The sequence below is a fragment of the Arthrobacter sp. 9MFCol3.1 genome, from assembly GCF_000620385.1.
Classification (GTDB): Bacteria; Actinomycetota; Actinomycetes; order Actinomycetales; family Micrococcaceae; genus Arthrobacter.
Map to the genome: position 1 here is coordinate 90,215 of NZ_JIBJ01000012.1, position 24,899 is coordinate 115,113.

26 protein-coding genes are annotated in these 24,899 nt (G+C 67.7%); 5 read left to right on the top strand and 21 right to left on the bottom strand.

The window, feature by feature from the left end; all coding sequences use genetic code 11:
* Positions 1-18 precede the first annotated feature (18 nt).
* The 5 genes from C560_RS0113605 to C560_RS0113625 all read right to left on the bottom strand — a co-directional run bounded on the left by C560_RS0113605 (position 19) and on the right by C560_RS0113625 (position 3,705).
* Positions 19-495 (bottom strand): SRPBCC domain-containing protein, encoded by a 477-nt coding sequence (locus C560_RS0113605; protein WP_026538627.1) that lies wholly within the window; start codon positions 493-495, stop codon positions 19-21.
* 96 nt (positions 496-591) lie between these two features.
* The gene (locus C560_RS0113610; protein ID WP_026538628.1) at positions 592-1,641 is read right to left on the bottom strand and encodes a sulfate/molybdate ABC transporter ATP-binding protein; all 1,050 of its coding nucleotides are present in this window, start codon (positions 1,639-1,641) and stop codon (positions 592-594) included.
* A complete protein-coding gene (locus C560_RS0113615) occupies positions 1,638-2,459 on the bottom strand; it encodes an ABC transporter permease (protein ID WP_026538629.1) in 822 nt (273 codons plus the stop codon). Before C560_RS0113615 ends, C560_RS0113610 begins: the two co-directional genes overlap by 4 nt.
* A gap of 5 nt (positions 2,460-2,464) precedes the next feature.
* Positions 2,465-3,298: a molybdate ABC transporter substrate-binding protein gene (gene modA, locus C560_RS0113620; RefSeq protein WP_026538630.1), complete on the bottom strand. Its 834-nt coding sequence runs from the start codon at positions 3,296-3,298 to the stop codon at positions 2,465-2,467.
* A complete protein-coding gene (locus tag C560_RS0113625; protein WP_018775502.1) occupies positions 3,295-3,705 on the bottom strand; it encodes a TOBE domain-containing protein in 411 nt (136 codons plus the stop codon). The genes modA and C560_RS0113625 overlap by 4 nt, the downstream gene beginning before the upstream one ends.
* A gap of 185 nt (positions 3,706-3,890) precedes the next feature.
* Here C560_RS0113625 and C560_RS0113630 point away from each other — a divergent pair, with 185 nt between their 5' ends.
* Positions 3,891-4,460, top strand: coding sequence for a hypothetical protein (locus C560_RS0113630; RefSeq protein ID WP_051533174.1), 570 nt, complete (start codon positions 3,891-3,893; stop codon positions 4,458-4,460).
* A gap of 88 nt (positions 4,461-4,548) precedes the next feature.
* On the opposite strand, the gene C560_RS0113635 is transcribed toward C560_RS0113630, so the two are convergent.
* The 5 genes from C560_RS0113635 to C560_RS0113655 form a co-directional block, all read right to left on the bottom strand.
* A complete protein-coding gene (locus C560_RS0113635) occupies positions 4,549-5,670 on the bottom strand; it encodes an NAD(P)/FAD-dependent oxidoreductase (protein ID WP_026538632.1) in 1,122 nt (373 codons plus the stop codon).
* Between the two features lie 68 nt (positions 5,671-5,738).
* The gene (locus C560_RS0113640) at positions 5,739-6,794 is read right to left on the bottom strand and encodes a Gfo/Idh/MocA family protein (protein WP_026538633.1); all 1,056 of its coding nucleotides are present in this window, start codon (positions 6,792-6,794) and stop codon (positions 5,739-5,741) included.
* Positions 6,794-7,600 carry an amino acid ABC transporter ATP-binding protein gene (locus tag C560_RS0113645; protein WP_026538634.1) on the bottom strand — a complete coding sequence of 269 codons (807 nt, stop codon included), beginning with the start codon at positions 7,598-7,600 and terminating at the stop codon, positions 6,794-6,796. The genes C560_RS0113640 and C560_RS0113645 overlap by 1 nt, the downstream gene beginning before the upstream one ends.
* Positions 7,597-8,385 carry an amino acid ABC transporter permease gene (locus tag C560_RS0113650; RefSeq protein ID WP_026538635.1) on the bottom strand — a complete coding sequence of 263 codons (789 nt, stop codon included), beginning with the start codon at positions 8,383-8,385 and terminating at the stop codon, positions 7,597-7,599. The genes C560_RS0113645 and C560_RS0113650 overlap by 4 nt, the downstream gene beginning before the upstream one ends.
* A gap of 146 nt (positions 8,386-8,531) precedes the next feature.
* Entirely contained in the window at positions 8,532-9,380 is an 849-nt protein-coding gene (locus C560_RS0113655) for an ABC transporter substrate-binding protein (protein ID WP_018775514.1), read from the bottom strand.
* 205 nt (positions 9,381-9,585) lie between these two features.
* Between C560_RS0113655 and C560_RS0113660 the strand changes: the two genes are divergently transcribed.
* The 3 genes from C560_RS0113660 (at position 9,586) to C560_RS0113670 (ending at position 12,644) form a co-directional block, all read left to right on the top strand.
* The gene (locus C560_RS0113660) at positions 9,586-10,668 is read left to right on the top strand and encodes a LacI family DNA-binding transcriptional regulator (RefSeq protein ID WP_026538636.1); all 1,083 of its coding nucleotides are present in this window, start codon (positions 9,586-9,588) and stop codon (positions 10,666-10,668) included.
* 206 nt (positions 10,669-10,874) lie between these two features.
* Positions 10,875-12,170 carry a cation:proton antiporter domain-containing protein gene (locus C560_RS0113665; RefSeq protein WP_026538637.1) on the top strand — a complete coding sequence of 432 codons (1,296 nt, stop codon included), beginning with the start codon at positions 10,875-10,877 and terminating at the stop codon, positions 12,168-12,170.
* A 294-nt stretch (positions 12,171-12,464) separates the two neighbouring features.
* Positions 12,465-12,644 carry a hypothetical protein gene (locus C560_RS0113670; RefSeq protein WP_018775517.1) on the top strand — a complete coding sequence of 60 codons (180 nt, stop codon included), beginning with the start codon at positions 12,465-12,467 and terminating at the stop codon, positions 12,642-12,644.
* A gap of 83 nt (positions 12,645-12,727) precedes the next feature.
* Here C560_RS0113670 and C560_RS22685 read toward each other — a convergent pair whose 3' ends face one another.
* The gene (locus C560_RS22685) at positions 12,728-13,699 is read right to left on the bottom strand and encodes a sensor domain-containing protein (RefSeq protein WP_051533175.1); all 972 of its coding nucleotides are present in this window, start codon (positions 13,697-13,699) and stop codon (positions 12,728-12,730) included.
* Positions 13,696-14,475: an alpha/beta fold hydrolase gene (locus C560_RS0113680; protein ID WP_155855784.1), complete on the bottom strand. Its 780-nt coding sequence runs from the start codon at positions 14,473-14,475 to the stop codon at positions 13,696-13,698. The genes C560_RS22685 and C560_RS0113680 overlap by 4 nt, the downstream gene beginning before the upstream one ends.
* Before the next feature lie 449 nt (positions 14,476-14,924).
* On the opposite strand from C560_RS0113680, the gene C560_RS0113685 reads away from it, so the two are divergent.
* On the top strand, positions 14,925-16,193 hold the full coding sequence (locus C560_RS0113685) for an NYN domain-containing protein (RefSeq protein ID WP_026538639.1): 1,269 nt from the start codon (positions 14,925-14,927) through the stop codon (positions 16,191-16,193).
* On the opposite strand, the gene C560_RS0113690 is transcribed toward C560_RS0113685, so the two are convergent.
* From C560_RS0113690 to C560_RS0113730, 9 genes are all read right to left on the bottom strand, one after another.
* Entirely contained in the window at positions 16,190-16,735 is a 546-nt protein-coding gene (locus tag C560_RS0113690; RefSeq protein WP_026538640.1) for a gluconokinase, read from the bottom strand. The genes C560_RS0113685 and C560_RS0113690 overlap by 4 nt on opposite strands.
* Complete coding sequence (locus C560_RS0113695; RefSeq protein WP_051533176.1) at positions 16,732-17,826, bottom strand: L-idonate 5-dehydrogenase; 1,095 nt, start codon at positions 17,824-17,826, stop codon at positions 16,732-16,734. Before C560_RS0113695 ends, C560_RS0113690 begins: the two co-directional genes overlap by 4 nt.
* A 32-nt stretch (positions 17,827-17,858) precedes the next feature.
* Entirely contained in the window at positions 17,859-18,626 is a 768-nt protein-coding gene (locus C560_RS0113700; protein ID WP_026538642.1) for an SDR family oxidoreductase, read from the bottom strand.
* Between the two features lie 98 nt (positions 18,627-18,724).
* Positions 18,725-19,666 (bottom strand): 2-hydroxyacid dehydrogenase, encoded by a 942-nt coding sequence (locus tag C560_RS0113705; protein WP_026538643.1) that lies wholly within the window; start codon positions 19,664-19,666, stop codon positions 18,725-18,727.
* 62 nt (positions 19,667-19,728) lie between these two features.
* Positions 19,729-20,478: an SDR family oxidoreductase gene (locus tag C560_RS0113710; protein WP_026538644.1), complete on the bottom strand. Its 750-nt coding sequence runs from the start codon at positions 20,476-20,478 to the stop codon at positions 19,729-19,731.
* Positions 20,479-20,537: 59 nt separating this feature from the next.
* Positions 20,538-21,878, bottom strand: a complete 1,341-nt coding sequence (locus tag C560_RS0113715) for an MFS transporter (RefSeq protein WP_026538645.1) — start codon at positions 21,876-21,878, stop codon at positions 20,538-20,540.
* Between the two features lie 55 nt (positions 21,879-21,933).
* Positions 21,934-22,947, bottom strand: coding sequence for a biotin-dependent carboxyltransferase family protein (locus C560_RS0113720; RefSeq protein WP_026538646.1), 1,014 nt, complete (start codon positions 22,945-22,947; stop codon positions 21,934-21,936).
* Positions 22,944-23,669, bottom strand: coding sequence for a 5-oxoprolinase subunit B family protein (locus tag C560_RS0113725; RefSeq protein WP_026538647.1), 726 nt, complete (start codon positions 23,667-23,669; stop codon positions 22,944-22,946). The genes C560_RS0113720 and C560_RS0113725 overlap by 4 nt, the downstream gene beginning before the upstream one ends.
* A 1-nt stretch (position 23,670) precedes the next feature.
* A complete protein-coding gene (locus C560_RS0113730; RefSeq protein ID WP_026538648.1) occupies positions 23,671-24,459 on the bottom strand; it encodes a LamB/YcsF family protein in 789 nt (262 codons plus the stop codon).
* Positions 24,460-24,899: the final 440 nt, after the last annotated feature.

Genomic DNA, 24,899 nt, shown 5'->3' on the forward strand with positions numbered 1-24,899 from the left:
GCTCTGCTGCCGTGCCGCCTAATCGCGCCCTGGCCCTTCCCGCCCTGGCCCTTCCCGCCCTGGCTCTTCCCGCTCGGCGATCGCCTTCACGCTCTTTACCAGCCTGTCCCACATGCCCTTGGAGTGGTCGGCTTCCTCGGCGCTGGCGTTGTTGTCCTGGGCGAGCGTCAGTTGCGTGGCGCCGGCCCGGTCCTCGAGCGTCCAGGTGAGCGTGTGGTAGTTCTCGGCCGCATCCTCCTGGCCGCTCAGCGGGCTGAAGTGCGTGACGACCAGCCGCCGACCGGGCTCAAACTCCAGGATGCTGCCCCTGTCCTCGTACTCCTTGCCGTCCCAGGTGCCCCGCCACAGGATGGGTCCGCCCACCGTCCAGTCGGTCACGAGTTCGGTGCCGAACATGAACTCCCTGGCGGCGCCGGGATCGGTGATCACGGACCATACGCGGCTCGCGGGCGCCTCGATGGTGATGGTCGAGGTCGCCACATACTGTCCAGGCATGGCCTTCCCTTCTCTCAGAACCGGCTCTAAAATCGCTCGGCGCCGGCAGCGCCCGGCACCGAGACTACTCCGCCAATCGGACCGTCCGGAAGCTCCCTAGGCCGGGTAGATCGCGATGGCGGCGGCCTTGATGACGAAGTACACGCTCATTCCGGGGGTGAGACCGAGGTCGGCTGACGCGGCCGGGGTGATGTCGGCGGAGAGCCGTCCTGCACGGACCCGGATCTGATCACCGTGCGGCTCCAGGTCCGTGATGATCACCTGGAATGAGTTCCGCGGGCTGCCGTGCTCTTCGTTGAGGAACACCGATACCGCGGAGGGCGGAAAGACCGCGACGCCGTCCTGCCCGGGCTCAATGGTGCCGTCCCGGTGGCCGGCGACGACCATGCCCTCGGCGGTGGTCACGCCGGCGTCGCTGACGGTGCCGGCCACCAGGTTCAGTCCGGCCAGGCCGGCGGCGAAACGGCTGCGCGGTTTTTCGAGGACTTCGCGGGTGGGGCCTTGTTCGGTGATCCGGCCGTCCTCGAGGACGATCACCCTGTCGGCCAGCATGAGGGCGTCGAGGATGTCGTGGGTGATGATGATGGCGCGGCGGCCGGCGAGGACGCGTTTGAGGAGCCGGCGGAGCAGTGGGGCGGCATGGATGTCGAGCGCGGCCATGGGCTCGTCGAGGAGCAGCAGGTCGGGGTCGGCGGCGAGGGCGCGGGCCACGGCCACACGCTGGGCCTGTCCGCCGGAGAGCTGTCCCGGGCGCCGCGAGGCAAGGGAGCCGGCGTCGACTTCGGTGAGCCAGTGCATGGCCGTGTCGCGGGCCGCTGCGCTGGAGGCGCCGGCGCTGCGCGGCCCGAACGCGACGTTGTCCAGTGCGCTGAGGTGTGGAAACAGGAGGGCTTCCTGGGCCAGCAGCGCCGTGCCCCGGGTGTGCGGGGCACGCCAGATATTTTTGTCCGCGCCCAGGTCGAAGAGGACCTTTTCGCCGATCGTGGCCTTGCCGGCGTCGGGGCGCAGCAGGCCGGAGATGATCGAGAGGAGCGTCGATTTGCCGGCCCCGTTGGGCCCGAGGACGGCGATTGTCTCGGCCGGCCCGAGGCTGAGGGAGACCGCGAAGCGCCGTGCGGCAAGGGTTGCGTCCAGCTGAAAGGTCACCGGACCGCCCCTTCCGGTGCCACGCCAAGACGCGGGCGCCGGTAGGAGAGCCCGACGACGGCCACCGCCACGGCGACCAGCAGGAGGGAGAGTGCGACGGCGGCGTCGGCGTCGGTTTCGCGCTGCAAATAGATCTCCAGCGGCAGGGTGCGGGTGACGCCCTGCAGGCTGCCGGCGAAGGTCAGGGTGGCGCCGAATTCGCCCAGGCTGCGGGCGAAGGACAGGACGGCACCGGAGGCCAGCCCGGGCAGCACCAGCGGGATGGTGACCCGGCGCAGCACGGTGCCCGGGCGGGCCCCGAGGGTCGCGGCGACCGCCTCGTACTTGTTGCCGGCGGTTCGCAGGGCGCCTTCGAGGCTGACCACCAGGAACGGCAGCGCAACGTACGTCTGCGCGAGGACGACGGCGGAGGTGGAGAAGGCGATCTGGATTCCGGCCAACTCCAGGCTTTTGCCCAGGAGTCCCTGGCGGCCGAAGGTGTAGAGCAGGGCGATGCCTCCCACCACAGGAGGCAGGACCAGTGGCAGCAGGACGAAGGCCCGGAGCAGGCGCTGGCCCGGGAAGGGGCTCCGGGCCAGGATGAGCGCCAGCGGCACACCAAGGACGATGCAGGCGGCCGTGCTCGCCGCGGAGGTGCGCAGGCTCAGGCCCAGGGCGGTCAGTGAGGATTCGGAGGTGACCAGCGGGATGAACTGGGACCAGTTGACCCTGGCCACCATCGCCATCAGGGGCAGCAGGACGAAGAGTGCCCCTGCCGCCGCGATGGCGTAAATCCATGCCGGGATGCCGGTGTACCCGGTGCCGCTGCGTCTGTGCATGCCGTTTACGGGGTGCCGAATCCGGCGTCGCTCAGGACTTTCTTGCCCTCGCTGCCGGTGACCGCGGCGATGAAGGCCCGGGCGAGCTCCTTGTTCTTGCTCGTGCCGACGGTGGCGATCGGGTACGTGTTCACGGCCTGGTCCGACTCGGCGAAGGGGATGCCTTTGACCTTGTCTCCGGCGGTCTTGACGTCCGTGACATAGACCAGACCGGCGTCGGCCTCACCCGAGGTGACCTTGCCCAGGACATCCGTGACGGACGATTCCTCGCTGACCGGCGCCAGGGTGGTGCCTGCGGCCTTTTCGACGGTCTCGGTCGCGGCACCGCAGGGAACCTGCGGTGCGCAGACCACCACCTTCACGCCCGGTTTGGCGAGGTCGGCGAAGGAGCTGATCGACGCCGGGTTGGACGGCGGAACCGCGATCTCCAGGACGTTCGTGGCGAAGTTGGCCGGGGCGCCGTCGATCTGCTTCGCGTCGGCCAGCTTGGCCATGTTCCTGGTGTCGGCCGAGGCAAAGACGTCGGCCGGGGCGCCCTGGGTGATCTGCGTGACCAGGTCCGAGGAGCCGGCAAAGTTCAGCGTGATTTTGGTGCCCGGGTTCTTCGCCTCGAAGTCGCTGGCCAGCTTGGCGAAGGTCGATTTCAGCGAGGCCGCGGCGAAGACGGTGATCGCTCCGGACAGCCTGGGGGATCCGCTGGCCCCGGCGCTGGAGTTGGACCCGGCCCCGGCGGAGCTGCTTCCGGTTGCCCCGGACGTGCCGGCGGCGCAGCCGGCCAGGCCCGCGGCCAGGGCGCAGGCCACCAGCAGTGCGGTGACGTGCTTGCTGGCGTTCCTCATATGATGCTCTTTCCGTGGGGCGTTTCGATGATGACGGTGGTGGCTTTGACCACCGCTGTCGCCACGGATCCGAGCTCCAGGCCAAGTTCACGGACGGCTTCGCTGCTCATCAGGGACACGACGCGGAAGGGCCCGCACTGCAGCTCGACCTGTGCCATGACTTTGTCCGCGGTGATGCCCGTGACCAGGCCGACGAACCGGTTGCGGGCGGAGCGGCCCACCTTGGTGGGGTCGTCGGGAAGCTGGGCCTGGTCGCGGGCGAGGTGGGCAAGTTCCAGGCCGTCCACGGCCAGCCGGCCGGAGTCATCCTTCACCGGGGTCAGGATCCCGTTCTCGGTCCAGCGCCGGACGGTGTCGTCACTGACCCCGAGAAAACGTGCTGCTTCGGAGATGCGGATTTTCGGCATGACTCCATAATCCCCCATTTGCGGAAATTACGGGCACTTCAAGCCGCAAATCAGCCGGAAAGTTCGGCGCCGCCGTCGGGCCCCGCCCGCTGGGCGGCCACCGGGAGCGACGGCGGGTCGATTTTGCCGCCGCCCGGGACGATAATCGGAGGTGACCGGACAGCTTCTGCCGAGAGGAGCCGGCCGTGGCACCCACCACCCTGCTGGCAGGAATCAGATCTGCGATCGCCGCCCTCGCGCTGGGGGTGCTGCTGCTGACCGGAACCGGCTGCTCCTCCGACAATCCCGCGGAAACCACGAAGATCACGCCGGCAACCAACGGGATCAACACCGTGGTCGGTCCAATAAAGCTGGCGGACATGCTCATCCTCTCCTACGGAGCGGACCAGCCCGGACGGATCATGGGTACCGTATTCAACACGTCCGCAACGGACGCGGTTGTCACCATTTCGGGCGCTTCCGGGTCGACGGTATCGATTCCGGTCAAGGCAAACGGTGAAACGTCGCTGGCCCAACCTCCGGCCATGATGCTGGACCCCACCACGGGATCCCCCGGGTCCCTGGTCACGGTCCGGGTGAGCGAGGACTCCACAGGCACGTCGGCCGAGGTGCAGCTTCCGGTCCTCGACTCCACGCTGCCCGAATACCAGTCGTACATGCCCGCATCGCCCGGGTCCGGGACTGCCTCCGGCGCCCCGTCACCCACGCAACCCGGGACAGGGTCCCCCAGCCCCAGCCCCTCCCCCAGCCCGTAGCCCGGGCCCGGTACCTGAGCGGGACAGGGGTTAGGCAGGCAGGGCCGGTGCACGCCGTCCCCGCCTGCCCTGGCAGCCGCGGCCCTGGCTAGGAGAAGCGTCCCGGCCGGAAGGTGGCGAGCATCGGGTGCTTCGTGCCGGTCATGATCTCGCCCGCGAGAAGTTCACCTGCGATGAGGCCGAGCGTGGCCCCCGAGTGGGTGAAGGCCACGAAGCAGCCGGGCACCTGGCCGAGTTCACCGAGGACCGGTTCGCCGTCGCCCGGGATGGGCTTGTAGCCGATCTTCCAGGAGGCCGGTTTGAGGTCGGGGTTGCCGGCGATGAGCTTGGAGGCCTCATCGGCGAGTTCCTGAACCACATCATCGGGGATGCTGAAGGAGCCGTCGGCGTGTTCGGCGATGTGCCCTTCATACCAGTCGTGGTCAAGGGCGAGAGTGTTTCCGGGGTTGGGCCGGACGGCGGCCCTGGGGGTGTTCAGCACGGCCTTCAGCTCGTGCTCCACGGGCTTGGTCAGCACCAGCATGGAGACCGGGGATCCGTTGGGGATCCCGACGCCGAGGGGCGCGACGACGGCGGGAGTTGCGGCACCGCACGCCACGAGGACAGCGTCTGCCTCGTAGGTTTCGCCTGCGGCCGTCTCGACGCCGGTGGCCCGGCCGCCGTCGACCGTCACGGACACCTTGCCGGCGCTGAGTACGAGTTCACCGCCCAGGGCGTGGAATTCCTCCATCAGAAAGTCCACCAGATGCGGCAGGCTGACCCAGCCCTCACCGGGATTGAAGATGGCGTTCTCCGGCACGGCATCCGGAACGATGCCGGGGGTGCTTGAAGAAATCTGTCCGGGCGCCAGGAGCTTCGAGTCGTAGCCAATCGATTTCTCGTAGCCGTGGCGGGCTTCCGTCGCGGCTTCCTGGCCGGCGGGATTCCACATGAGGCCGCCGCCGAACTGCAGCCAGTCCCGGCCGGGGTCAGCGGCGAAGAGTGTGCGGTAGCGGTCCACGCCGGCGACCCGGAGCTGGTGGTACGGCGTGGACCGTTCTCCGGCGGAGTTCAGCCAGGAGAGCGAGCGGCCGGTGGCCTCGCTGGCCAGGCCGTGTTCGGTCAGGAGGATGACGGAGGCGCCGTCGCGGAGCAGGTGGACGGCGGTGGAGACGCCGAGGATGCCGCCGCCGATGATGGCGATGCGTTTGGTTGAGGGCGTGGAGGACATGGGTCTGCCTTTCCTTAAGTAGTGGTGTCTGGGGTGTCCGTCAGGGGCACTGGGAGGCGGTGTGCGGGCTATGCGGAGGCACGGACATTTTCGATGGCGTTCAGGACGTCGAGTGATTCCTGCGGGTTGACAGGAAGTGGGCCCTCGCCCCGGAGGGCAGACGCGAGCCGTGCATAGAACAGCGGATAGGCGCCGGGTTCAGGTGCGGTTGGCCGCAGGTCTCCATCGGTACCGAAGGCCCCCCAATGGATCTGGGGTTCGATGCCATAGGCGGGATCCGACGGTGTCATGCCGGCCGCGAGGGCCGGTTCCTGGCCGTCCAGGCCCCACTTCGTGTAGCCGGATTCTGAGCCCAGGACGTGGAAGCGCGGGCCGACCTGCGCTGCCATGCCGTTCATCCAGAGCCGTGAGCGGACCCCGGATTCGTGGAGCAGGGACACAAAGGCCTCCGTGTCGGCGCCGCCCGGGTCCGGGCCGTGGTTCGCCGTTTCCCCGTAGCTTTCGGCTACCGGGCCAAAGAGCTGGATGGCCTGGTCGATCAGGTGGGCACCGAGGTCGTTGAGGATACCGCCGCCCTCGGACACGGCGGCGGTGTCCCGCCAGTTCCCGAAGCCCTCCGGCCGCCACCATTCAAAGCGCGATTCGAAGCTGCGGACCTCGCCCAGCGCCCCTTCCCCGATTAGCTTCTGCAGCGTCAGGAAATCGGCGTCCCAGCGTCGGTTCTGAAATACCGTGAGCTGCACGCCGGCGTCGGCCGCCCGGGAGATGAGCTCATGCCCCTGGTCCGATGTGGTGACGAACGGCTTGTCCACCACCACGTGGAGGCCATGGGCGATGGCCATCGCGGCGAGGTCGAAGTGGGTCAGCGGTGGCGTGCCGAGGACCACCAGATCAAGGTCACCGGACAGCGCAAACAGGGCCTCCGGCGTCGGGACGATCCGGGTATTCGGGTAGAGCCGTGCCGCCTCCGAGGCGCGGTCCGGATCCGCCGTGACGATCACGTCCAGCGAATAGTTCGCATCCGCCGCGATCAGCGGTGCGTGGAAGACCTTGCCCGAGATGCCGAATCCGACGACGGCGGTGCGGATGGGTGCCGCCGCGGTGCTTCCCTTCAGGGTGTCCATCAGAGCACTTCCGAGAGGAAGCGCTGGAGGCGTTCGCTTTGCGGGTTGTCGAAGAGGTCGGCCGGTGTGCCGGACTCGACGACCTCGCCTTCGTCCATGAAGACGACCTGGTCGGCGACTTTGCGGGCAAAGCCCATCTCGTGCGTGACCACCAGCATGGTCATGCCCCGGCGGCCCAGGCCTGCCATGAGGTTCAGCACGCCCTTGACCAGCTCCGGGTCCAGGGCGCTGGTGGCCTCGTCGAAGAGCATGACTTCCGGTTCCATGGCCAGGGCTCGGGCAATCGCAACGCGCTGCTGCTGTCCGCCGGAGAGGTCGCGTGGCCGGTGGTCGGCGCGCTCGGCGAGGCCGACCTCGGCGAGGCGGCGCCGGGCGCGTTCCCTGGCCTCGGCCTTGGGCATGCCCTTGACGCTCCAGAGGGCCAGCGCCACGTTCTCGAGGGCGGTGTGGTCCGGGAAGAGGTTGAAGTGCTGGAACACCATGCCGATGCGGCTGCGCAGGAGGTCCGGTTTGACCTGCAGGGCGCTCTCGCCGGCCAGGAGCACGTCCCCACTCTTGGGTTCGTGGAGCCGGTTGACGCCGCGCAGGAGGGTGGACTTGCCGGAGCCGGAGGGCCCGATAATGCAGGTGGTGGTGCCCGGGGCGACGTTGAGGCTGACGTTGCGGAGCACTTCGACGTCGCCATAGGCCATGGTCAAGTTCGTCAGTTCCAGGCTGGAGCCGTGGAACGTCTCGATGTCCGGGACTGATTCTTTGGCGTTGCTGGTGTTGCTGGTGCTGCTTGCGGTGTTGCTGGCGAGGCTCATGTGTTGCTCCCGGTGGTCAGCGGTGAAGCCGCGGCGAGTTCTTTGACTTCCTTGAGGCCGCTGCTGGGTGCGGCGGGGCGGCGTCGGCCGGTGCGGAAGCGGTTATCGAAGTAATTGACCAGATGGGTCAGGGGAACCGTGATCAGCAGGTAGAAGATGCCGGCCATGACCAGGGGCGAAAGGTTGCCGGAAAGCACTGCGGCGTCCTGGCCCACGCGGAAGAGCTCGCGTTCCGTGACCAGCAGGCCCAGGAAATAGACCAGCGAGGAGTCCTTGACGATCGCGATGAACTGGTTCACCAGCGCCGGCAGGACCCGGCGGACGCCTTGCGGAACCACCACCAGGGCCATGGACTTCGCGTAGCTCATGCCCAGCGCGCGGCAGGCCTCACCCTGGCCCTTGTCCACGCTCTGGATACCGGCGCGGAAGATCTCACCGATGTAGGCGCTGGCGATCAGGCTCAGGGCGATGATCCCCAGGGGGTAGGGCGAGGGGCCGAAGATCGATTGGCTGAAGCGGGCAAAGCCCTGGCCGATCAGCAGGATGGTCAGGATGGCGGGGAGTCCGCGGAAGAGGTCCGTGTAGATCCGGGCCGGCACCCGAAGCCACCGGGAGGGAGATATCCCCATCACGGCGACGACCATGCCGAGGCCAACGCCGATGATCGTTGCCGCAATGGAGATGATGAGGGTATTGAGGAGACCGACTCCCAGAAGTTGGGGCAGGACTTCGGCCATTGCGCCGAAGTCGAAGAAGGTGCGGGTGATGGTGCTTAACCAGTCCATGGTTGCTCTCAGACGTAGGTAGCTTGTGGAACCCGGGCGGGCCGCGCGGTGCGGCCCGCCCGGTCAGGTGGCAGCCGGGCTATGTGCCGGACGTGCCGATAGTTTCGGCGCCTATTAGCTGCCGGGCCGTTTACTTGCCGGGCCGCTTACTTGCTGCTGGGTGTGGGGCTGGCCGTCTGCTCGGCCTTGGGCAGGTACTGCTCGGGCATCGGGGAGCCCGGGAACCACTTCTGGTAGAGCTTCTTCCACGTGCCGTCTTCCATGGCTGCGGCCAGGCCCTTGTTGAGGGCGTCCTTGAAAGCGGTCTTGCCCTTGGCCACGGCGAAGCCGGCGGGAGCGTCGAAGGACGGGATGTCCGCGGCGCTGACCAGTCCGTACTGCGTCTCGTAGGCCTTGGCTGCCTCGTAATCCAGGAAGTGCGCGTCGACGGATCCGCTGTTCACTGCGGAGATGGCGGTGTTGTTGTCCGGGAAGCGCACAAGGTTAGCGGAGGTGAAGTTCTTGACGGCGTAGGCCTCCTGCAGCGTTCCCTGCACGACGCCGAGACGCTTTCCGGCGAGACCGTCGGCGCTGGTGATGCCCGAGGTCTTCGTGGTGATGACGGTCAGGTAGCCGGCCAGGTAGCCGTCGGAGAAGTCGACGGTTTGTTTGCGCTTGTCAGTGATGCCGATCGCCGCAACGCCGGCGTCGAACTGGCCGTTGGAGACGGCGGCGAGCAGCCCGGAGAAATCCTGCCCGGTGAAGACGACCTTGTCGATTCCGGCGCGGTGGGCGACGTCTTTGAAGAGCTCGACGTCGAAGCCGGTGAAGTTGCCCTGGGCATCGGCAAAGGTATACGGCTTCGAATCACCGAGGCTGGCAACGCGGATGGTGCCGGCCTCGATCAGGCCGTAGGGGTTGTCCGCCGGCGAAGACGAGGCGGACGAGCTGCCTCCGCAGCCGGACAGTGCCAGGACCGCGGCAACAGCAGCGGCGATGAGCGCCCCAGGGCGCATTTTGTTTCCTGTGTTCACAGCGTTTCCAATCGTGGGGGTGAGGGGCGAGGTTGGCGGGCAGTGGGCCCCTTGAAGTGGGACTTTGTCGATGGGAGCCTTGCTGAGTCCGGTCTCAGTCCCTAAGATTGAGACCGGACTCACATCGATTGCTAGAAATGTAATCGAAGCCACATCAGGCGTCAAGGGTCCGCTACGAAAGGCCGTAATGAATAGTGATGCTTCCCGGCGCCGCGATGTCACTGTCGCCGACGTCGCAAAAGCCGCCCAGGTTTCCAAGGCCCAGGCCGCCCGCGCCTTAGGCAACTACGGGGCCGTGAGCGACGACGTGCGCGAGCGGGTGCTGGCTGCCGCCGAAGAACTGGAGTACCGGCCCAACGAGCTCGCCCGCAGCATGAACACCGGGAAATCGCACACGATCGGGGTGGTGGTCGGCGACATCGAAAACCCCCATTTCGGCCTGGCCACACGGGGCATTACGGATACCGCCAAGCGCAGTGGATTCAATGTCATCCTGATCAATACGGACGAGGACACCGACGCGGAAATCGACGCCGTCAGGGTGCTCCTCGACAAGCGCGTTGACGGCCTGATCGTGGCACCCGCGTCCTCCTTGGAAACGCAACATTTACGGCGCGTTCACGAATCCGGCCGTCCGCTGGTGCTTTTGGACCGCAAGGCGCCAGGGCTCGACGTCGACACCGTGGCGGTGGACATGGAAGACATCTCCCATGAATCCACCAGTTACTTACTCAAGTCCGGCCACCGGAGGATCGCCTTCATCTCCACGCTGAAAACAGCCGGGCCTTACCACGACGGCATGCAATTGGACTCGTCCCAGATCTCGGACCGGCGCGACGGAATGAAACGCGCGTTCGAGGAGGCGGGACTGGACCTGCCCGTCGATCTGATCCGCCTCAACGCCGGCGACGACGAGTCCATCAAGAAGATCACCCGCGAACTCGTGCAGCGCCCTGACCCGGCGACGGCGATCATCGCCTCCGACGGCCTGATCGGCCTCAGCGTCGTGGAAGCGATCCACGAGCTCGGCCTCTCAATTCCGGATGACGTCTCCTTCCTCATGTATGACGACTTCGCCTGGACGCGCCTGACCACACCCCCGCTCACGGTCATCGCCCAGCCTGTCTATGACATGGGCGTGGCGGCCGCGTCGGCCCTGGTCCGGCAGATCGAAGGCCGCAAGGCACCGGCGGCCGCACCGACATTCACGGCCGCCCTGATCCGCCGCGGCTCGGTCGCCGCCCCGCGGGCGGCCCGCCAGCACACCTGATCCGCCTGCGGGCGGCAGTGGGCGCCTCGACCCAAAGGACAGGGCTTAGTTCTCTGGCGCGGCGCCGGGCCCGCGGATTCACTGAACTGCAGGGGAACGTTTAGTGCAACCGGCGGAGGGAGTGTGATCCCTGTGGACGGACCGATCCGGCTGCCGGCACCGGGCCGCCCTACCGCGGGGCCTACGGACGCGGGCACAGGTCCGTTATGGAGCTGACGGTCGTCGTCCTCATCACCGCCGCACTGTTCGCATGGGCGCTGGTGTCGGTGAGGCTGCAGCAGGCGGACTTGACCGCCCCTATTGTGTTCACCGCTCTCGGCGCGGCCCTGGCCTGGTCCGGGCTGGTCAATGCGTCCTCGGCGCCCACCCTGATCACCCCGGTTGTCGAGGTCACCCTGGTGTGGGTGCTCTTCACCGACGCTGCCCGCCTGCCGCTGCAGGAATTGCGTCGGGACGTGGGCCGCTATGTGCGGCTGCTGGGAGTCGGCCTGCCCCTGACGATTGTGTTCGGATGGGCTCTGGCCGCCTGGTTTTTCCCCCAGTTCGGGCTGTGGCTGGCCCTCCTCGTCGGCGCCGCACTTGCCCCTACCGACGCCGCACTCGGGATCCCCGTGGTGACGAATCCGGCGGTGCCGTCGCGGATCCGCCAGCTGATCACCGTCGAGAGTGGCCTCAATGACGGCATCGCCACCCCCGTTGTCATGCTGGCGATCGCCGGCGCGGCCGCCGCGGCAGGGCTGGAGAGCGCCGCCGGTCCCGGCAGCGCCGCCGTCGAACTGCTCATCGGTGCCGGGGCCGGCGCAGGGGCCGGCGCCCTGGGCGGGTGGCTGCTGCAGCTGGCCCGCCGGCGCGGGACCGGGGCCGAGGACTTCGCCGGCATCGGGGTCCTTGCCCTGAGCCTGCTCTCTTACAGCGCCGCACTCTCGGTGGGCGGCAACGGCTTCGTCGCCGCGTTCTGCGCCGGGCTGGCGTTCGGAACGTGCGCCGGTCAGCGGGCGCCGGCCGAGCTGGTCTTCGTCGAGCAGATGGGCGGCCTGGTGTCGCTGCTCGTGTGGCTGGCCTTCGGAGCCATCACCGTTCCGATTATGCTGGCGAGCTCCGTCCCCCTGACCATCGTCTATGCCGTGCTCAGCCTTACGGTGGTGCGGATGCTGCCGGTGGCGCTGGCCTCGATCGGCGCCGGCCTCGACCGGAAAACCGTCCTGTTCGTGGGGTGGTTCGGTCCGCGGGGCCTGGCTTCCCTCGTGTTCGGGCTGCTGGCGCTGGAAGCGCTCGGATCAGTGTCCGATCAGGCCGTGGCCGTCATTACCGCCACCGTGCTGCTCAGCGTCCTGGCCCACGGCCTCACCGCCGCGCCGTTGGCCGCCCGTTACGGACGGGCCGCTGCCGCCGCGGGACCGGAACCCGGCGGCCCGGTGCCGGTAACCCCCGCCCCCGCCCGGGGGCTGAGCCGCAAGCACATGCCCGCTCCGCCGATGCGGCGGAAGCCAGGGCGGCTGTGATGAGTCTCACGCGCAATTTTCGCCATCTGGCTTGAGCCGCCCGCGCGGCGCTGTGCACTATGGAAAGGCAAGGCAGGGACTGCGACGTTCCCGCCGGTGCAGCCTGACGATTTCTTGCGACGTTCCGCGTCCGCAGTAAACGCCGGGCACCCATCCTGGTGGACGCAATGAGGCCAAACCGGTGAGCTCGCAGAGCTGCCCGCGGTCTCAGGCGTTCCTGGTTTGGCCCCTACGGCGGCTCCGCATCGGTGCGGCAGCCGGACATCCGGATTCAAGAAATGGAAGCACTGAACAATGACGTTTGAAACTGCCAACTCTGTAACCCACAAGCTCTGGGACCGCTCCACCATGCACCACGAGCTGGACGCGCTGGTCCACGAGCTCTCCGAGCGCCACAACACCGCCAAGAGCAACATCGCGGTCCACGCCAGCGGCCCGAACACCTTCACCCTCAGCCTGAACCACGGCGCCTAAAGCCCGGGTTCCAGGCAGCAGGGCCAAACGACGACGGCGGGAGCCACCTCCCGCCGTCGTCGTTTGGCGTTAAAGCCGGCGGCTCAACCGGCGGCCACGGCCCCGCGCATTTCCGTCTTGACCCGGTACATGTCCTGATCGGCGGCCAGCAGCAGGGCCGTGGCCAGTTCCTTGTGCGCTGCCGGATCAGCGTCCGCCGGGACTGCCGTTTCCGCCTGGCCAACGGACATGCCCAGCCGGAGCTCGCTCCCCGCGATGGTGACGGCGCCGGCCAGGCAGCTCCGGACGCGCCCGGCAACCGCCCCGAGCTCGGCCGGGTGCTCCAGCCAGGGGATCAGGACAACGAACTCGTCCCCGCTGTAGCGCGTGACGGTGTCCGCGCCGCGCACGGCCTGGGAGAGCATCAGCGCCACGTGTTCCAGGACCTGGTCGCCGGCCGCGTGGCCCAGGGTGTCGTTGACCTGTTTGAACTTGTTGACGTCGCAAAAGAGCACGCCGACGCGGTTCCGCTGTTCGCCGGCGCTGGCCAGGGCGGCCAGCAGGTTTTCCTCCAGGTGCCGCCGGTTCGGCAGGCCTGTCAGTGGGTCATGCAGCGCCCGGTGGTGGGCTTCCTGCAGGAGCTTGGCGCGGTCCGCCTCGGCATCCTCGAGTCGCCGGTGCGCACTGGCCAGCTCGCGCTCATACCGCCGCCGCTCGGGGGCCGCGAAAAAGATCATCAAATCCCTCGGTTCCGTCCCGTCCACGGTCCGGGTGACGGAGAGCAGGACGGGCCGGCGCTGCCCGTCCGGGCCCAACAGCTCGATCGAGAGTTCGGCGAGGTGCCCGTCGCGTTCCAGCTTCGGCCCGGCGTGCGTCCGGTACATCAGCCTGTCGCCGGCCGGCATGAGGTCCAGGAGACGGGTGCCGTCGAGGCCGCCTTCGGGGATTCCGGTCCAGGCGCACATGGTGGCGTTCGCGGCCAGGATGGTCCCGTCGGTACCGGCAACGATGTAGCCGGCGGGCGCCTGGTGGAAGAGCTGCCCGTAATCGACGGCCGGGGTGCTGGTCCGGGTCATGCCGGCTTCAAAAATTCGAGGATGGCGGCAGAGGTTTCCTCCGGCGCGCTGCTTTGCGGGAAGTGGCCTGTGGCCGCAAGCCTGACCAGGGTGCTGTTGGGGAGCGCGTTGTGCAGGTGCGTTCCCACGTGGTCCGGCGTGACGACGTCGTCGGTGCTTTGCAGGACCAACACCGGGATGGTGACCTTGCCGAGCAGGTGCCGGACATCGGAAAGGAACGCCACCCGGGCGAAGTCACGGGCAACCCGGGGGCTGATCCGCCCGAAGCTGCCTTGGATCTCGTGCTCCAGTTCGGGAGCATGCGGTGTATTCATGTAGACCGGGGCCATCGACTCGGCCCAGACCACATAGTTGGCATCCAAGGACTCGAAGACGTCGTCAATGTCCTGCCGGGTGAACCCACCCACGTAGCCGTCCTCGGGGTGGTCAAGGTAGCTCGGCGACGCCGTGACCAGCACGAGCCGGCCGAACCGGCGCCCTGTGTCCCGGGCGGCCGCACTGACGGCCATCATGGACCCGACGCTGTGGCCGATCAGGGTCACGTCCTGCAGGTCGAGTTCGCCGCAGAGTTCCATCAGGTCATCGACGTAGGCATCAAGGGTGGAATAGGTGGCCGAATCGTAGGCGGACTGGTCGGAGCCGCCGGAGCCCACGTGGTCCAGCAGGACCACCCGGTAGCGGTCCGTGAACCAGGGCAGAACCTTGCCCCACATGCCCTGGTCGGTGCCGAACCCGTGGGCAAACACCAGGACAGGGCCGTCTTCTGGCCCGTGCACCTGAACGTTGTTTCTCGCTGCCGCACCAGACGCCATCGGCCAACCTGCTCTTCCAATTCACACACATGGACCCGCCGATCGAGACCGACGGCGGCACTATTGGTCCGGGCCCCGGGCCCAGACAAATCCGTCCGGCGCTTGCAGGCGCCGCCCCACGAAAAGTCCCTCATTACAGGGATGTATTTCGACAACGTGGATCCATCTTAGTCCGGTGGACCATGGGCTCCGGACATGCGTCCCTGCAGGTCATGCGGGGTTTTGGCGCGGATGCTTACAGTCGAAGACTGGCCGTAGCAAGCTGTTCCGGCGCTCCCGGCCGAACCCGGCCGATCCCGGACAGGCGGACGGAACTCCTGCGCCTGCGAGGAGGCCCGGAACGCGACGGCAAATAGGCAAGGAAGGGGACGACACATCTGGTACGTCCCCACTCTTGCTGGCACACTGAGCCGATGAGCGATCCCCTCCCCCAGTCCCGGCGGCCTGGCATCCGTGCCGCGATGTTCGTGGACTTCGACAACGTCTATACGGGCCTGATGGCGTTGGACCCGGCGGCCGCGAAGAGATTCGCCGAGGACCCCAAGCACTGGACGGAGGCGCTGGCCGACGGCGGCGCCGGCGAAGAGTCCCGGCGTTTCCTGATCCGCAACTGCTATCTCAATCCGGTGATCTACTCCAAGTACCGGCCGTACTGGACGCGCGCGGGCTTCCGCGTGATCGACTGCCCCTCCCTGACCCAGCGGGGCAAGTCCAGCACCGACATCAACCTGGTGCTGGACGCAATGGATGCCCTGTCCGGCGCGGCACATATTGAGGAGTTCTTCGTAGCGTCGGCGGACGCGGACTTCACCTCGCTGGTCCAGCGGTTCCGGGCGGCGGACCGGATGACCACCGTCATCGCTGCCGGAGCCGTGGCGTTCGCATACCGGGAGATGGCCGACAGCGTGGTGGAGTCCCACGACTTCGTGGCAATCCTCAACGGGACCGCGGCCGAGTCCATCCACGCGGTGGCATCTGTCCAGACGCCGCGGGCAGAAGGGGCAGTGAAGGCGAAGTCCACGGCGACGACTCTTTCCGGCGCGGCCAAAGAGGTCCGCGACTTTGTCCGGACGGCCCCGGGTCCGGTGGTCGGGGCCATGGTGGCTCACCGGGCACTCGCGGCCGATCCCTCCCTGAAGACGGACTGGGGCGGCTGCGGCAAGTTCGGGACGTGGGTGGCCCAGATCGGCCACGGTGTCGAATACTCAGCTGCGCGGGGCGGCTGGGTCTGGGATGCGAAGAGGTTCTCCGACGACGATTTGCCCGCCGGAGGTGAGATCGAGCCAGGCATCGCGGAACGGGTCGCCCGGGTCACTGACGTGCCCGCGCTCTCCGCGGCCCAGTTCCGTCAACTGCTCGAGGCCCTGGCCGCCAGGCTCCGGGAGCAGCCGGTCAATCGAAGCGAGCTGTCCCGCCTTGTCCGGGACGACTGTGTTGCGGCCGGACAGCCGGTGTCCCGCTCGGCCGTCAATTTCGTGATCCAGGGCGTGGTGTACGCCGGCGGCTCCCTCGCAGAGGAGATGTCAGCGGCAGAAATCGCCGCCGCGTGGACCAGGAACGTGGAAGAGCTGTGCCGGCTCGCCCTCATGGAGTTCGACGACGCCGAAAAGCTCGCGCTCAGGCGCTGGGCCGGCGGCGGGCTGCTGGAGGCCGGCGCCGGCGGCTCCCGGGCCGTGCCTTAGGCCCCGGCTGCTACCGCGGTTGATCGGCCCGCGAGCACTTCCAGTTGCCGGACTATGCCGTCCACCAGCCGCTCCGGATCATCGAGGATGTCCGCAACGATGTGCGCCTCGTCGGGGCCAAGGGGTTCCAGCGTCGCCAGCTGGGAGGCCAGCAGGCTGCTGGGCATGTACTCGTGCGCCCGGCCGCCCAGCCTGCCGGAAATGGTCGTTGCCTCACCGGACAAGTGGATAAACACCAGATCCGGCACGAAGCCGCGCAGCAGGTCACGGTACCGGCGCTTGAGCGCCGAGCAGGCTATGATCCGGGAACCGGTTCCATTGGCCGGAGTCGCCAGGGCAGCACCGATTTGGGCGAGCCACGGCGCCCGGTCGTCGTCGTCCAACGGCGTGCCACTGGCCATCTTTGCCTTGTTGGCTGGCGGATGGAAGTCGTCGCCGTCGAAAAACCGGATGCCCAGGCGCTCCCCGAGCAGGAAACCGATGGTTGATTTCCCGCAGCCGGAGACGCCCATGACTACCAGGGGCGGATGATTTGTGTTCATGAGGCTTCTCCTTGACCGAAGCTCAGGAGCACTTTCCCGGAAACGGCCGCGTTCCTGGCGACCTCGAACGCTTCAAGGGCCTGATCGACCGGAAAGTCGTGCGTGATGACCGGATCGATCTGCAGGGAGCCGTCGGCGAGCGCCGTTATGACGTCGTCGATTTCGTCGTTGAAGCGGAATGAGCCTTTGAGTTCGAGTTCCCGCGTGATGGCCAGGGAGATCAGGACCGGCAGCGGACCGGAAGGCAGCAGCCCCACCATCACCACAGTGCCGCCGCGGGTTGCGCCCTGGATGGCCGAGGCCAGGCCGTGATGGTTGCCGGAGGATTCAATCACGACGTCGGCCTCGACGTCGGCGACCGCCCCGGCGTCGCTAGCGGCGAGCACCTCATCCGCTCCCACTGCCGCCGCGATTTCCAGCGGCAGCGCGTGCATGTCGACGGCGACGATCCGGGCTGCGCCGGCCCGCTTGAGCACGGCGACCGCCAGGGCGCCGATGGGCCCGCTGCCGATCACGAGCGCCGTCTTTCCGGCCACGTCCCCGGCCCGGGAGACGGCGTGCCAGGCCACGGCCGCGGGCTCGGTCAGCGCCGCGGTGCGCAGGCCGATGTTCCCCGGCAGCGGCCGGAGCATCCGGGCCGGCAGGTTCACGTACCGGCTGAACGCGCCGTCGGTGTGCGGATACCGTGCGGCGCTGCCCAGGTACGTACAGCCCGGTGACAGGTTGGGCCGGTCCGCCGGATACCGCGGCGCGCCCGGGCCGGGGGTGGCCGGATGGACTACGACCGGCGTCCCTGCGGCAGGACCCGTGCCGTCCGCCGCGGCGCGGACCACGGTGCCGGAAATCTCGTGGCCGAGGACCATGGGGGCCTTCAGGATGGATTCGCCCGCGGCGCCGTGCAGCCAGTAGTGCAGGTCGGAGCCGCAGATGCCGCCGTAGGCCACGTCGATGACGGCTTCGTCGGGCGCCGGCACGGGCAGGGGAATGTCCTCGATCCGCAGGTCACCCGCCGCGTGGGCGACCACCGCCGGGCCCGAAACGGGCAGGGCCGACCCGGCCAGGGCTGAAATAGCCGGGTCTGAAGTCGTCATAGCCGACCCGGGCGGGGCTGTGCTCCTGGACATCAGACCACCACCGTCATTCCGCCGTCGATGAAGATGGTCTGGCCGTTGACGAAGTCCGACCCGTCGGAGGCCAGCCACACGGCGGGTCCGGCCAGGTCCTGCACGGTCCCCCAGCGGTGCGCGGGGGTCCGGCCCAGGATCCAGGCGTTGAACTGCTCATCGTCGACGAGGTTTTGCGTCATCTCGGTGTGGATGTAGCCGGGCGCGATCCCGTTGATCTGCAGGCCCGAGGCGGCCCATTCCGCGGTCATGGCCCGGGTCAGGTTCCGCAGTCCGCCCTTCGCCGCAATGTAGGGGGCGATCGTGGGCCGGGCAAGGTCGGTCTGGACCGAACAGATGTTGATGATCTTGCCCCGCCCGCGCGGGATCATATGCCGCGCCGCTTCCCGCCCCACCAGGAACGCGCTGGTCAGGTCCGTGGAGATGACCCGTTCCCAGTCGGCCACGTCGAGCTCAAGCATCGGGACCCGGTGCTGGATGCCGGCGTTGTTGACCAGGATGGCCAGCGGGCCCACGTTCTCCTCCACCCAGGCGATCCCCCGGGCAGCCCCGGTGTCGCTGGTGACATCGAAGGCGCAGCTGTGCACCCGGCCCGGCGCGTAGTCCGCGGCCATCGCGGACTCGGCGGCCTTGAGCCGCTCGGGGTTGATGCCGTTGAGCACCACGGTGGCGCCGGCGTCGGCCAGCGCCCGGGCCAGGGCGTTGCCGATCCCCCGGCTCGAACCGGTCACCAGGGCGGTCCGGCCTGTCAGGTCAAAAAGTGTCATTAGTGAGCAGCTCCTTTGCCGCGGTCTGCGCGGTGTCGCACGGAATGGTCGTTTTGTGGCCCCGTGGAAGGGGCCTTCTCCCTCGAGGGGCCTGCCCCCTAGAAGGGGCCGTTCTGCACCAGGTTGGCTGGGGGCCGTCCGGCGGCCAGGGCTTCGAGCTGCTGCCGCAGGAGCTTCAGGATCCTCGGCTGGAAGGCCGACGCGTTGCCGCCGACGTGCGGTGTGATCAGAGCGTTGGGCGTGGACCACAGCGCGTGATCCTGCGGCAGCGGCTCCGGATCTACGACGTCGAGGGCGCACTGCAGGCGCCCGGACAGGACTTCCTTGGTCAAGGCAGCCGTGTCCACGACGGAGCCGCGGCCCACATTGACCACCAGGGCCCCGTCCGGCAGGGCAGCGAGGACCTCTTCACCGATCAGCTGGTGGGTCCGGTCGTTCAGGGGCAGCACCGTCACCAGGATGTCGTGCGTCGAGGCGAGTGCGGGCAGGTCCGCTGACGCGTGCACCTCGCCGTGTTCGTCGGTGCGGGCCGCGCTCCCCACCCGGGTGACAGTGACTTCGAAGGGCTCCAGGCGGCGGGCGATTTCGTGCCCGATCCCGCCGACTCCCACCAGCAGGACGCGGCTGTCCGCCAGGGACTGGCGCCGCTCCGGCCGCCAGAGGCTGTACTGCGCATCGCGGACCGCGTGGTCGATGCCCCGCAGCTTCGCCAGGATCAGCCCCACGGCAAGCTCCGCGGTCGCGGCGGCATGGACACCGGAGGCGTTGGCTACGCCCGCCGCCGGCCCGGCGGCCTCGATGACCCCGTCGTACCCGGTGGACTGCGCCTGCACGAACTTCAGCCCCTCTACCTGCGCTAGGGATCCCAGCACAGTGGAGGCGTCAATGTACGGGAGGATGACGCCGTCAATCTCACTCAGCGTCCCGCCGTCGGGATCCGATTTCAGGTCCCATACCACTCCTCTCAACCCTTCGGGCAGGGGCGAGAGATCGGCGAGGAGTTGGGGTTCGGGGAAGCTGACGGTGCGGACTGTTTGCATCGGAAAACCTATCGATCCTTGACGGTGGGGTGTGGTGTGCCGGGCGGGCAGGCGCTGAGCGGTCAGCGCCTGTCGAAGGTGAGCCCGCCGGGGACCTGGAAGGTGGGCATGAGTTCGAGCATGCCCACGTTCACGTGCCGGGGTGTTTCGATGGCGTAGTCGAGCGCGTTGACAATGTCGTCAGTGGTCAGCGACTCGTAGCCTTCGTAGTACGTTTTCCATGCCTCCTCCATGGCCTCGGGCGTGCCGCCCATGTTGCGGCCGAAGATTTCCGTTTCGACGCGTCCGGGGCAGATCTCCGTGACGCGGATGCGCTTGCCCACGGTGTCGTTGCGCAGCTGCCGGGAGACCTGGTGCACCGCCGCCTTGGTGGCGTGATACACGGTGTGGCCGTAGAAGTTGTAGACGCCCGCAATGGAACTGATGTTGATCACGTGCCCCCGGTCGCGTTCCACCATGCCCGGCAGCACCAGCCTGGTCAGCTGGAGCAGGCCGCGCAGATTGACGTCCACGAGGTCGTCGATGTCGCTCTCGCTGGAATCCAGGATGTTCCCCGGCCGTGACACTCCGGCGCAGTTCACCAAGACATCGACTTCGAGATCGCCGACGGCGGCAGCCAGCGCCGCGGTGTCGGTCAGGTCCACAACGTGCGGGATCGCCCCGGTCTTGTCGGCCAGTTCGTTCAGGCGTTCCTCGTTGCGGGCGACGGCGTGGACCGTGAGCCCGCGCTTGGTCAGGCGTTCGGCGATCGCGGCGCCCATTCCGGTGGACGCACCGGTGACGAGGGCAGTTGAGTAGTCAGAAAAGGGCATGTAAATCTCCTGGGGGTGAGCGACGTGCAGCGCAGTTGGTGCAGCTTGAGTGGTGGGGTTTAGGCGTCGCGGAGAGGCAGGTGCGCCCGGTCCTTGACCGTGCTGACGGCGACAAGGGTGCCCAGCGCGGTGATGACGGCGTAGAAAGCGGGCATGTAGATGTTGCCGGTGGACGAGATCAGCCAGGTCATCAGCAGCGGCGCCGTGCCGCCGAAGAGTGCCGACGAGACGTTGTAGCCCAGTCCGTAGGCGGAGTACCGCACGCGGGTGGGGAACAGTTCAACGATCAGAATGTGGATCACTGCGGTGTGGCCGGCGAAGACGACCGCCATGATGCAGGCGCCGAGGATGGCCAGGCCCATGCTGCCGGTGGCGATCAGGGCATAGGCGGGGATGCCGACGATGGCCATGGCGATTGCGGAGCCGGCGATGACCTTCTTGCGGCCAACGCGATCGGACAAAGCGCCCATGAAGGGAATTGCAATGCAGATGGCCACCAGGCTGCAGGCGGTGACGATGAGTGCCTCGCCGATCGTGAAGTTGAGTTGCTTGCCCTTCAGGAACGTGGGCATGTAGGAGAACAGGACGTAGTAGCCGGAGCCGTTCATGAGCGGGATGAACAGGGCCAGGAGCATGGCGCGGCGGTGCTCGGCGGACTTGAAGGCTTCCTTGAGGGGGTTCTTGGACAGGCCGCCCTCTTCCTTCAGCTTTTCAAAGTTGGGGGTGTCGCTGATGGCCTTGCGGATGTACCAGCCGATGACGCCCATGGGGATGGCAACCAGGAACGGGATGCGCCAGGCGTAGGCACCGAAGCCTCCGCCGTCGATTGCTGCCTGGGTGAGCCATGGGGACATGGAGAACGCAACGAGCGTACCGGTGAGGAGAGCCGCGAAGGATGCGATCTGGGCGTAGGAGGTGATGATGCCGCGCTTGCCTTCCGGGGCGTGCTCGGCGAGGAAGGTCATGGCACCGGCGGCTTCGCCGCCAACGGAGAAGCCTTGGAGCATCCGGAGCAACACGAGCAGCACCGGGGCCGCGATGCCGATTGCTGCATAGCTCGGCAGCAGGCCGATGCCTGCCGTCGCCACGCTGATCAGCAGGATGACGAAGACCAGTAGCTTTTGCCGGCCGATGCGGTCCCCCAGGTATCCGCAGACGACGGCGCCGAGGGGACGCACGAAGAAGGACACGGCATAGCCGGCGAAGACGAACAACAGGGCGTTGTCCGGGTTGCCGGGCGCCAAGAAGACCAAGGCCAGCGTCCCGGCCATGAAGGCGAAGATGCCGTTGTCGTAGAGCTCCACGAAAATGCCGACGCAGCCGGCCGTAACAACCTTGCGGGTCTGCTTACTACTGAGCCGCTCTGTGTGCGGCTGGGCCGCGTGCGTAGAAATTGACATGGCTTTCCTTACTAAGGGGGATGGTAACAAGGCTTCGAATCAGATGCGAGGGTGGCTAGCTGCCCGATGCCGGGGCGAGCTGTGGCCAGCCGGGCTGGCTGCCGATGCCAAGGAGGGCGAAGACGGTACTGACTGTGGAACGGAGGTTCTCCAGATCCCGCAAGGCCGCCCGGTGTTTCGCCGTAGCGTCGGGGACGGTAGTCCTGCGGAAGGTTATGGTGTGGCCAGGCCGGGCTTGGGCCAGCACATCTAGCGAGCGGGTGGTGACCACTGCCAGGACGGGGTAGCCGGCGGTGACTCCGCGGCCGCGGTGCAGCACCAGGAGCTCCTCGCGGGACGGCACCTCGATCGCTCCGACCGGGACGCCGCGCGAGAGCACTTCCGCGCTCGACTGGCGTTCGGGAAGGGCGCCGCCCAGGCGCAGGCCGATGTGGTTGCTCCGGGCGCTGACGGTGTATTCGGTGGTGAAGAGCAGTTCAGCGGTGTCGCCGAATTCGTCCACATCGGGCCCGTCCGTGACCTCCACTACCGCCTGGCTGCTGAACTGCGGCCGGGTGAGTCCCAGCCGGAACAGCGGCAGGTCGAAGTACGGCTGCCGGATCGGCTCGACGCTTCGCGACGTCTTGAGCTCAGTGCCTTCCGCCAGCCGCAGGCCGAATCCGACCACCGTGTCAGGGGCGCAGCTGCCGAGCAGGACCGGCGCCTCCACCGAGCCGTGGACAGCGAGGTAGGACCTGAGTCCGCCGGTGATTTGGCGCAGCGCCACTGTTTCCCCGGCACGGACGGACACCGGTTCCCACTGCGGGCATTCGAGTCCGCCCACCGTGAGCCGTAGGGGTGCTCCGGTGACGGCGATGAGAATGTCCGTGGTGGCCCGCATGCGGAAATCCAGTGCGGTGATCTCCAGCAGCGGCGCATTGTCCGCGTTGGCGGTGAGGATGTTCGCTGCGCGTGCGGAGAACTGGTCGAGTGCACCGTTCACGGGCAGTCCGAACCGGGGTCCCCGGAAGCGCCCCAAGTCGGTGACCACGGAGTGGCCGGGCTGCTGGATGATCAGGGAGCCGCTCATCGCGTCGCCCCCAGTTTCCGGCCGGCGTAGTCCGCGAACTCTTTGGGCTGGATCTGGTGGAACCGCAGCAGGTCGCCGGGGACGTAGGGAACCAGCGGTTCGCTGGCGACGTCGAGGACTGCCAGCGGCGTCTGGCCGATGACGCACCATCCGCCGGGTGCCGCGGCCGGGGCAATGACTGCCTGGCGGCCCGCGACGGCGACTGCACCGGCCGGAACGGACAAGCGGGGGTCCTTCAGCCGCGGGACCGGGAGCGGAAAATCGGGGCCGTCCATCATGGGAGAACCGGCGGGGGCCCCGAGGCAGCGGATGACGTAGGACTTGGCCGTGTGCAGCCCGATGATCTCCTGGATGGAGAGCTGCTCGTGCTCGGCAACGCGTTCCAGGTCCGGGCCGTACTCCCCGCCGTAGACAACGGGGACATTGAACTCCCGCGGAGCCCGGCCCGGCGCGCTGATGAAGTCGAGCTGGCGCATGCCCAGGAGGACAAAGGCGCGGACCTGGCGCGCGGAAGTGACGCCGGGATCGAATTCCACCAGCAGCGAGTCGTACGTCGGCACGGCACCGTGGACGCCGTCGGCGCCTGCAGCCTCAAGCCATGCGGCGAGGGAATGCACGGTGGTCCAGTTGGCCTCCCGGTCCGGGGAGGAAGCGACGACGCGCAGGGCGGCGTCTCCGGATTCGAAGACCTCCACCGGAGTTGGCGTTGACGTGGCGGCCATGTCAGGCAGCCTTCCCTTTGGCGGCCAACACCTGGGCGAGCGGGGCGATGCTCACCCCGGCGTTTTCGAGTTCGGCGCGGACCTGACGGGCCAGGTGCACAGCGCCGGGTGTGTCCCCGTGCAGAAGGATGGTGTCGGCGGTGATCGGCAGGTCCGTTCCCGCGACAGTTTCTATTATCCCTTCGCACACCATGCGGATGGTTCGGTCCACGATGGCCGAGGGGTCATGGATGACGGCGCCGGGGCGGCCACGCGGCACCAGGGTGCCGTCTGCCTCGTAGGCGCGGTCCGCGATGCCCACGACGGCGACCGGGAGCTGCCGTCCGGCGGCGGCGTCGGCCAGCGCGCCGTCCTGGGCCAGGACGATCAGGTCCGGGTCGATCCGGAAGGCGGCGTCGGCCACGGCCTCGGCGTAGTCGGCCCGGGTGGCCACGAGGTTGCCGAGGCGTCCGTGCGGTGCAATGTGGGCGACGCCGGTGCCGTGATAGGCGGCGAAGGCGCTCAGGGCGCCGAACTGGTAGAGGACGTCGTTGCGGACCTCGTCCGCGGTGAGGTCCATGGCGCGCCGGCCGAAGCCCCGGAGGTCGGGGAAGCTCGGGTGCGCCCCGATACTGACACCGCGCCGCACACATTCGGCGACGGTCGCGTTCATGATGTCCGGGTCTCCGGCATGGAATCCGCAGGCGATGTTGGCGCTGGAAACCACTTCGAGCAAGGCCGCGTCGTCGCCCAAAGAATAGGCGCCAAAGCCTTCGCCGAGATCTGCAACGAGATCAACTGTGGGTCCCATGTGAGCCTTCCTGGGGTGTTGGCTGCCGCGTTGCGCCGCGAGGCGCAAAGGTCAGCTTCCGGTAGTGAAGTGGGTGCCGGGAACCGGCCCGGTGTGAGGCCTGCGGTCCGGTGGCCCGGGATGCCGGGCTGCTGTCAAAAAGTCTGGCATCGCGACTTGGCTCACACAAAGACGTAATCCATGTCACGGGATAGGCGCCGGTTATGACCGGCCCGCCGTTCAGCGCCTGCAGGAGCCCGCAGCAACGTGAGGCGGCGGCCGAAGGGGCCGTTCCGTTGTTGGTCAGGCGGGCGGATTCCTTGAATGCTGCTCTCATTTGTCACCTCGTTCTCAAAATCAGGCTTCGGTTTGCCGTCGCGGGATTGCGATTGCATTCAAGCTATGGACCTCATATTTCGGAAATGTAAAAGAAACCGTCCGTTTCTGTAAACACCCCTCCT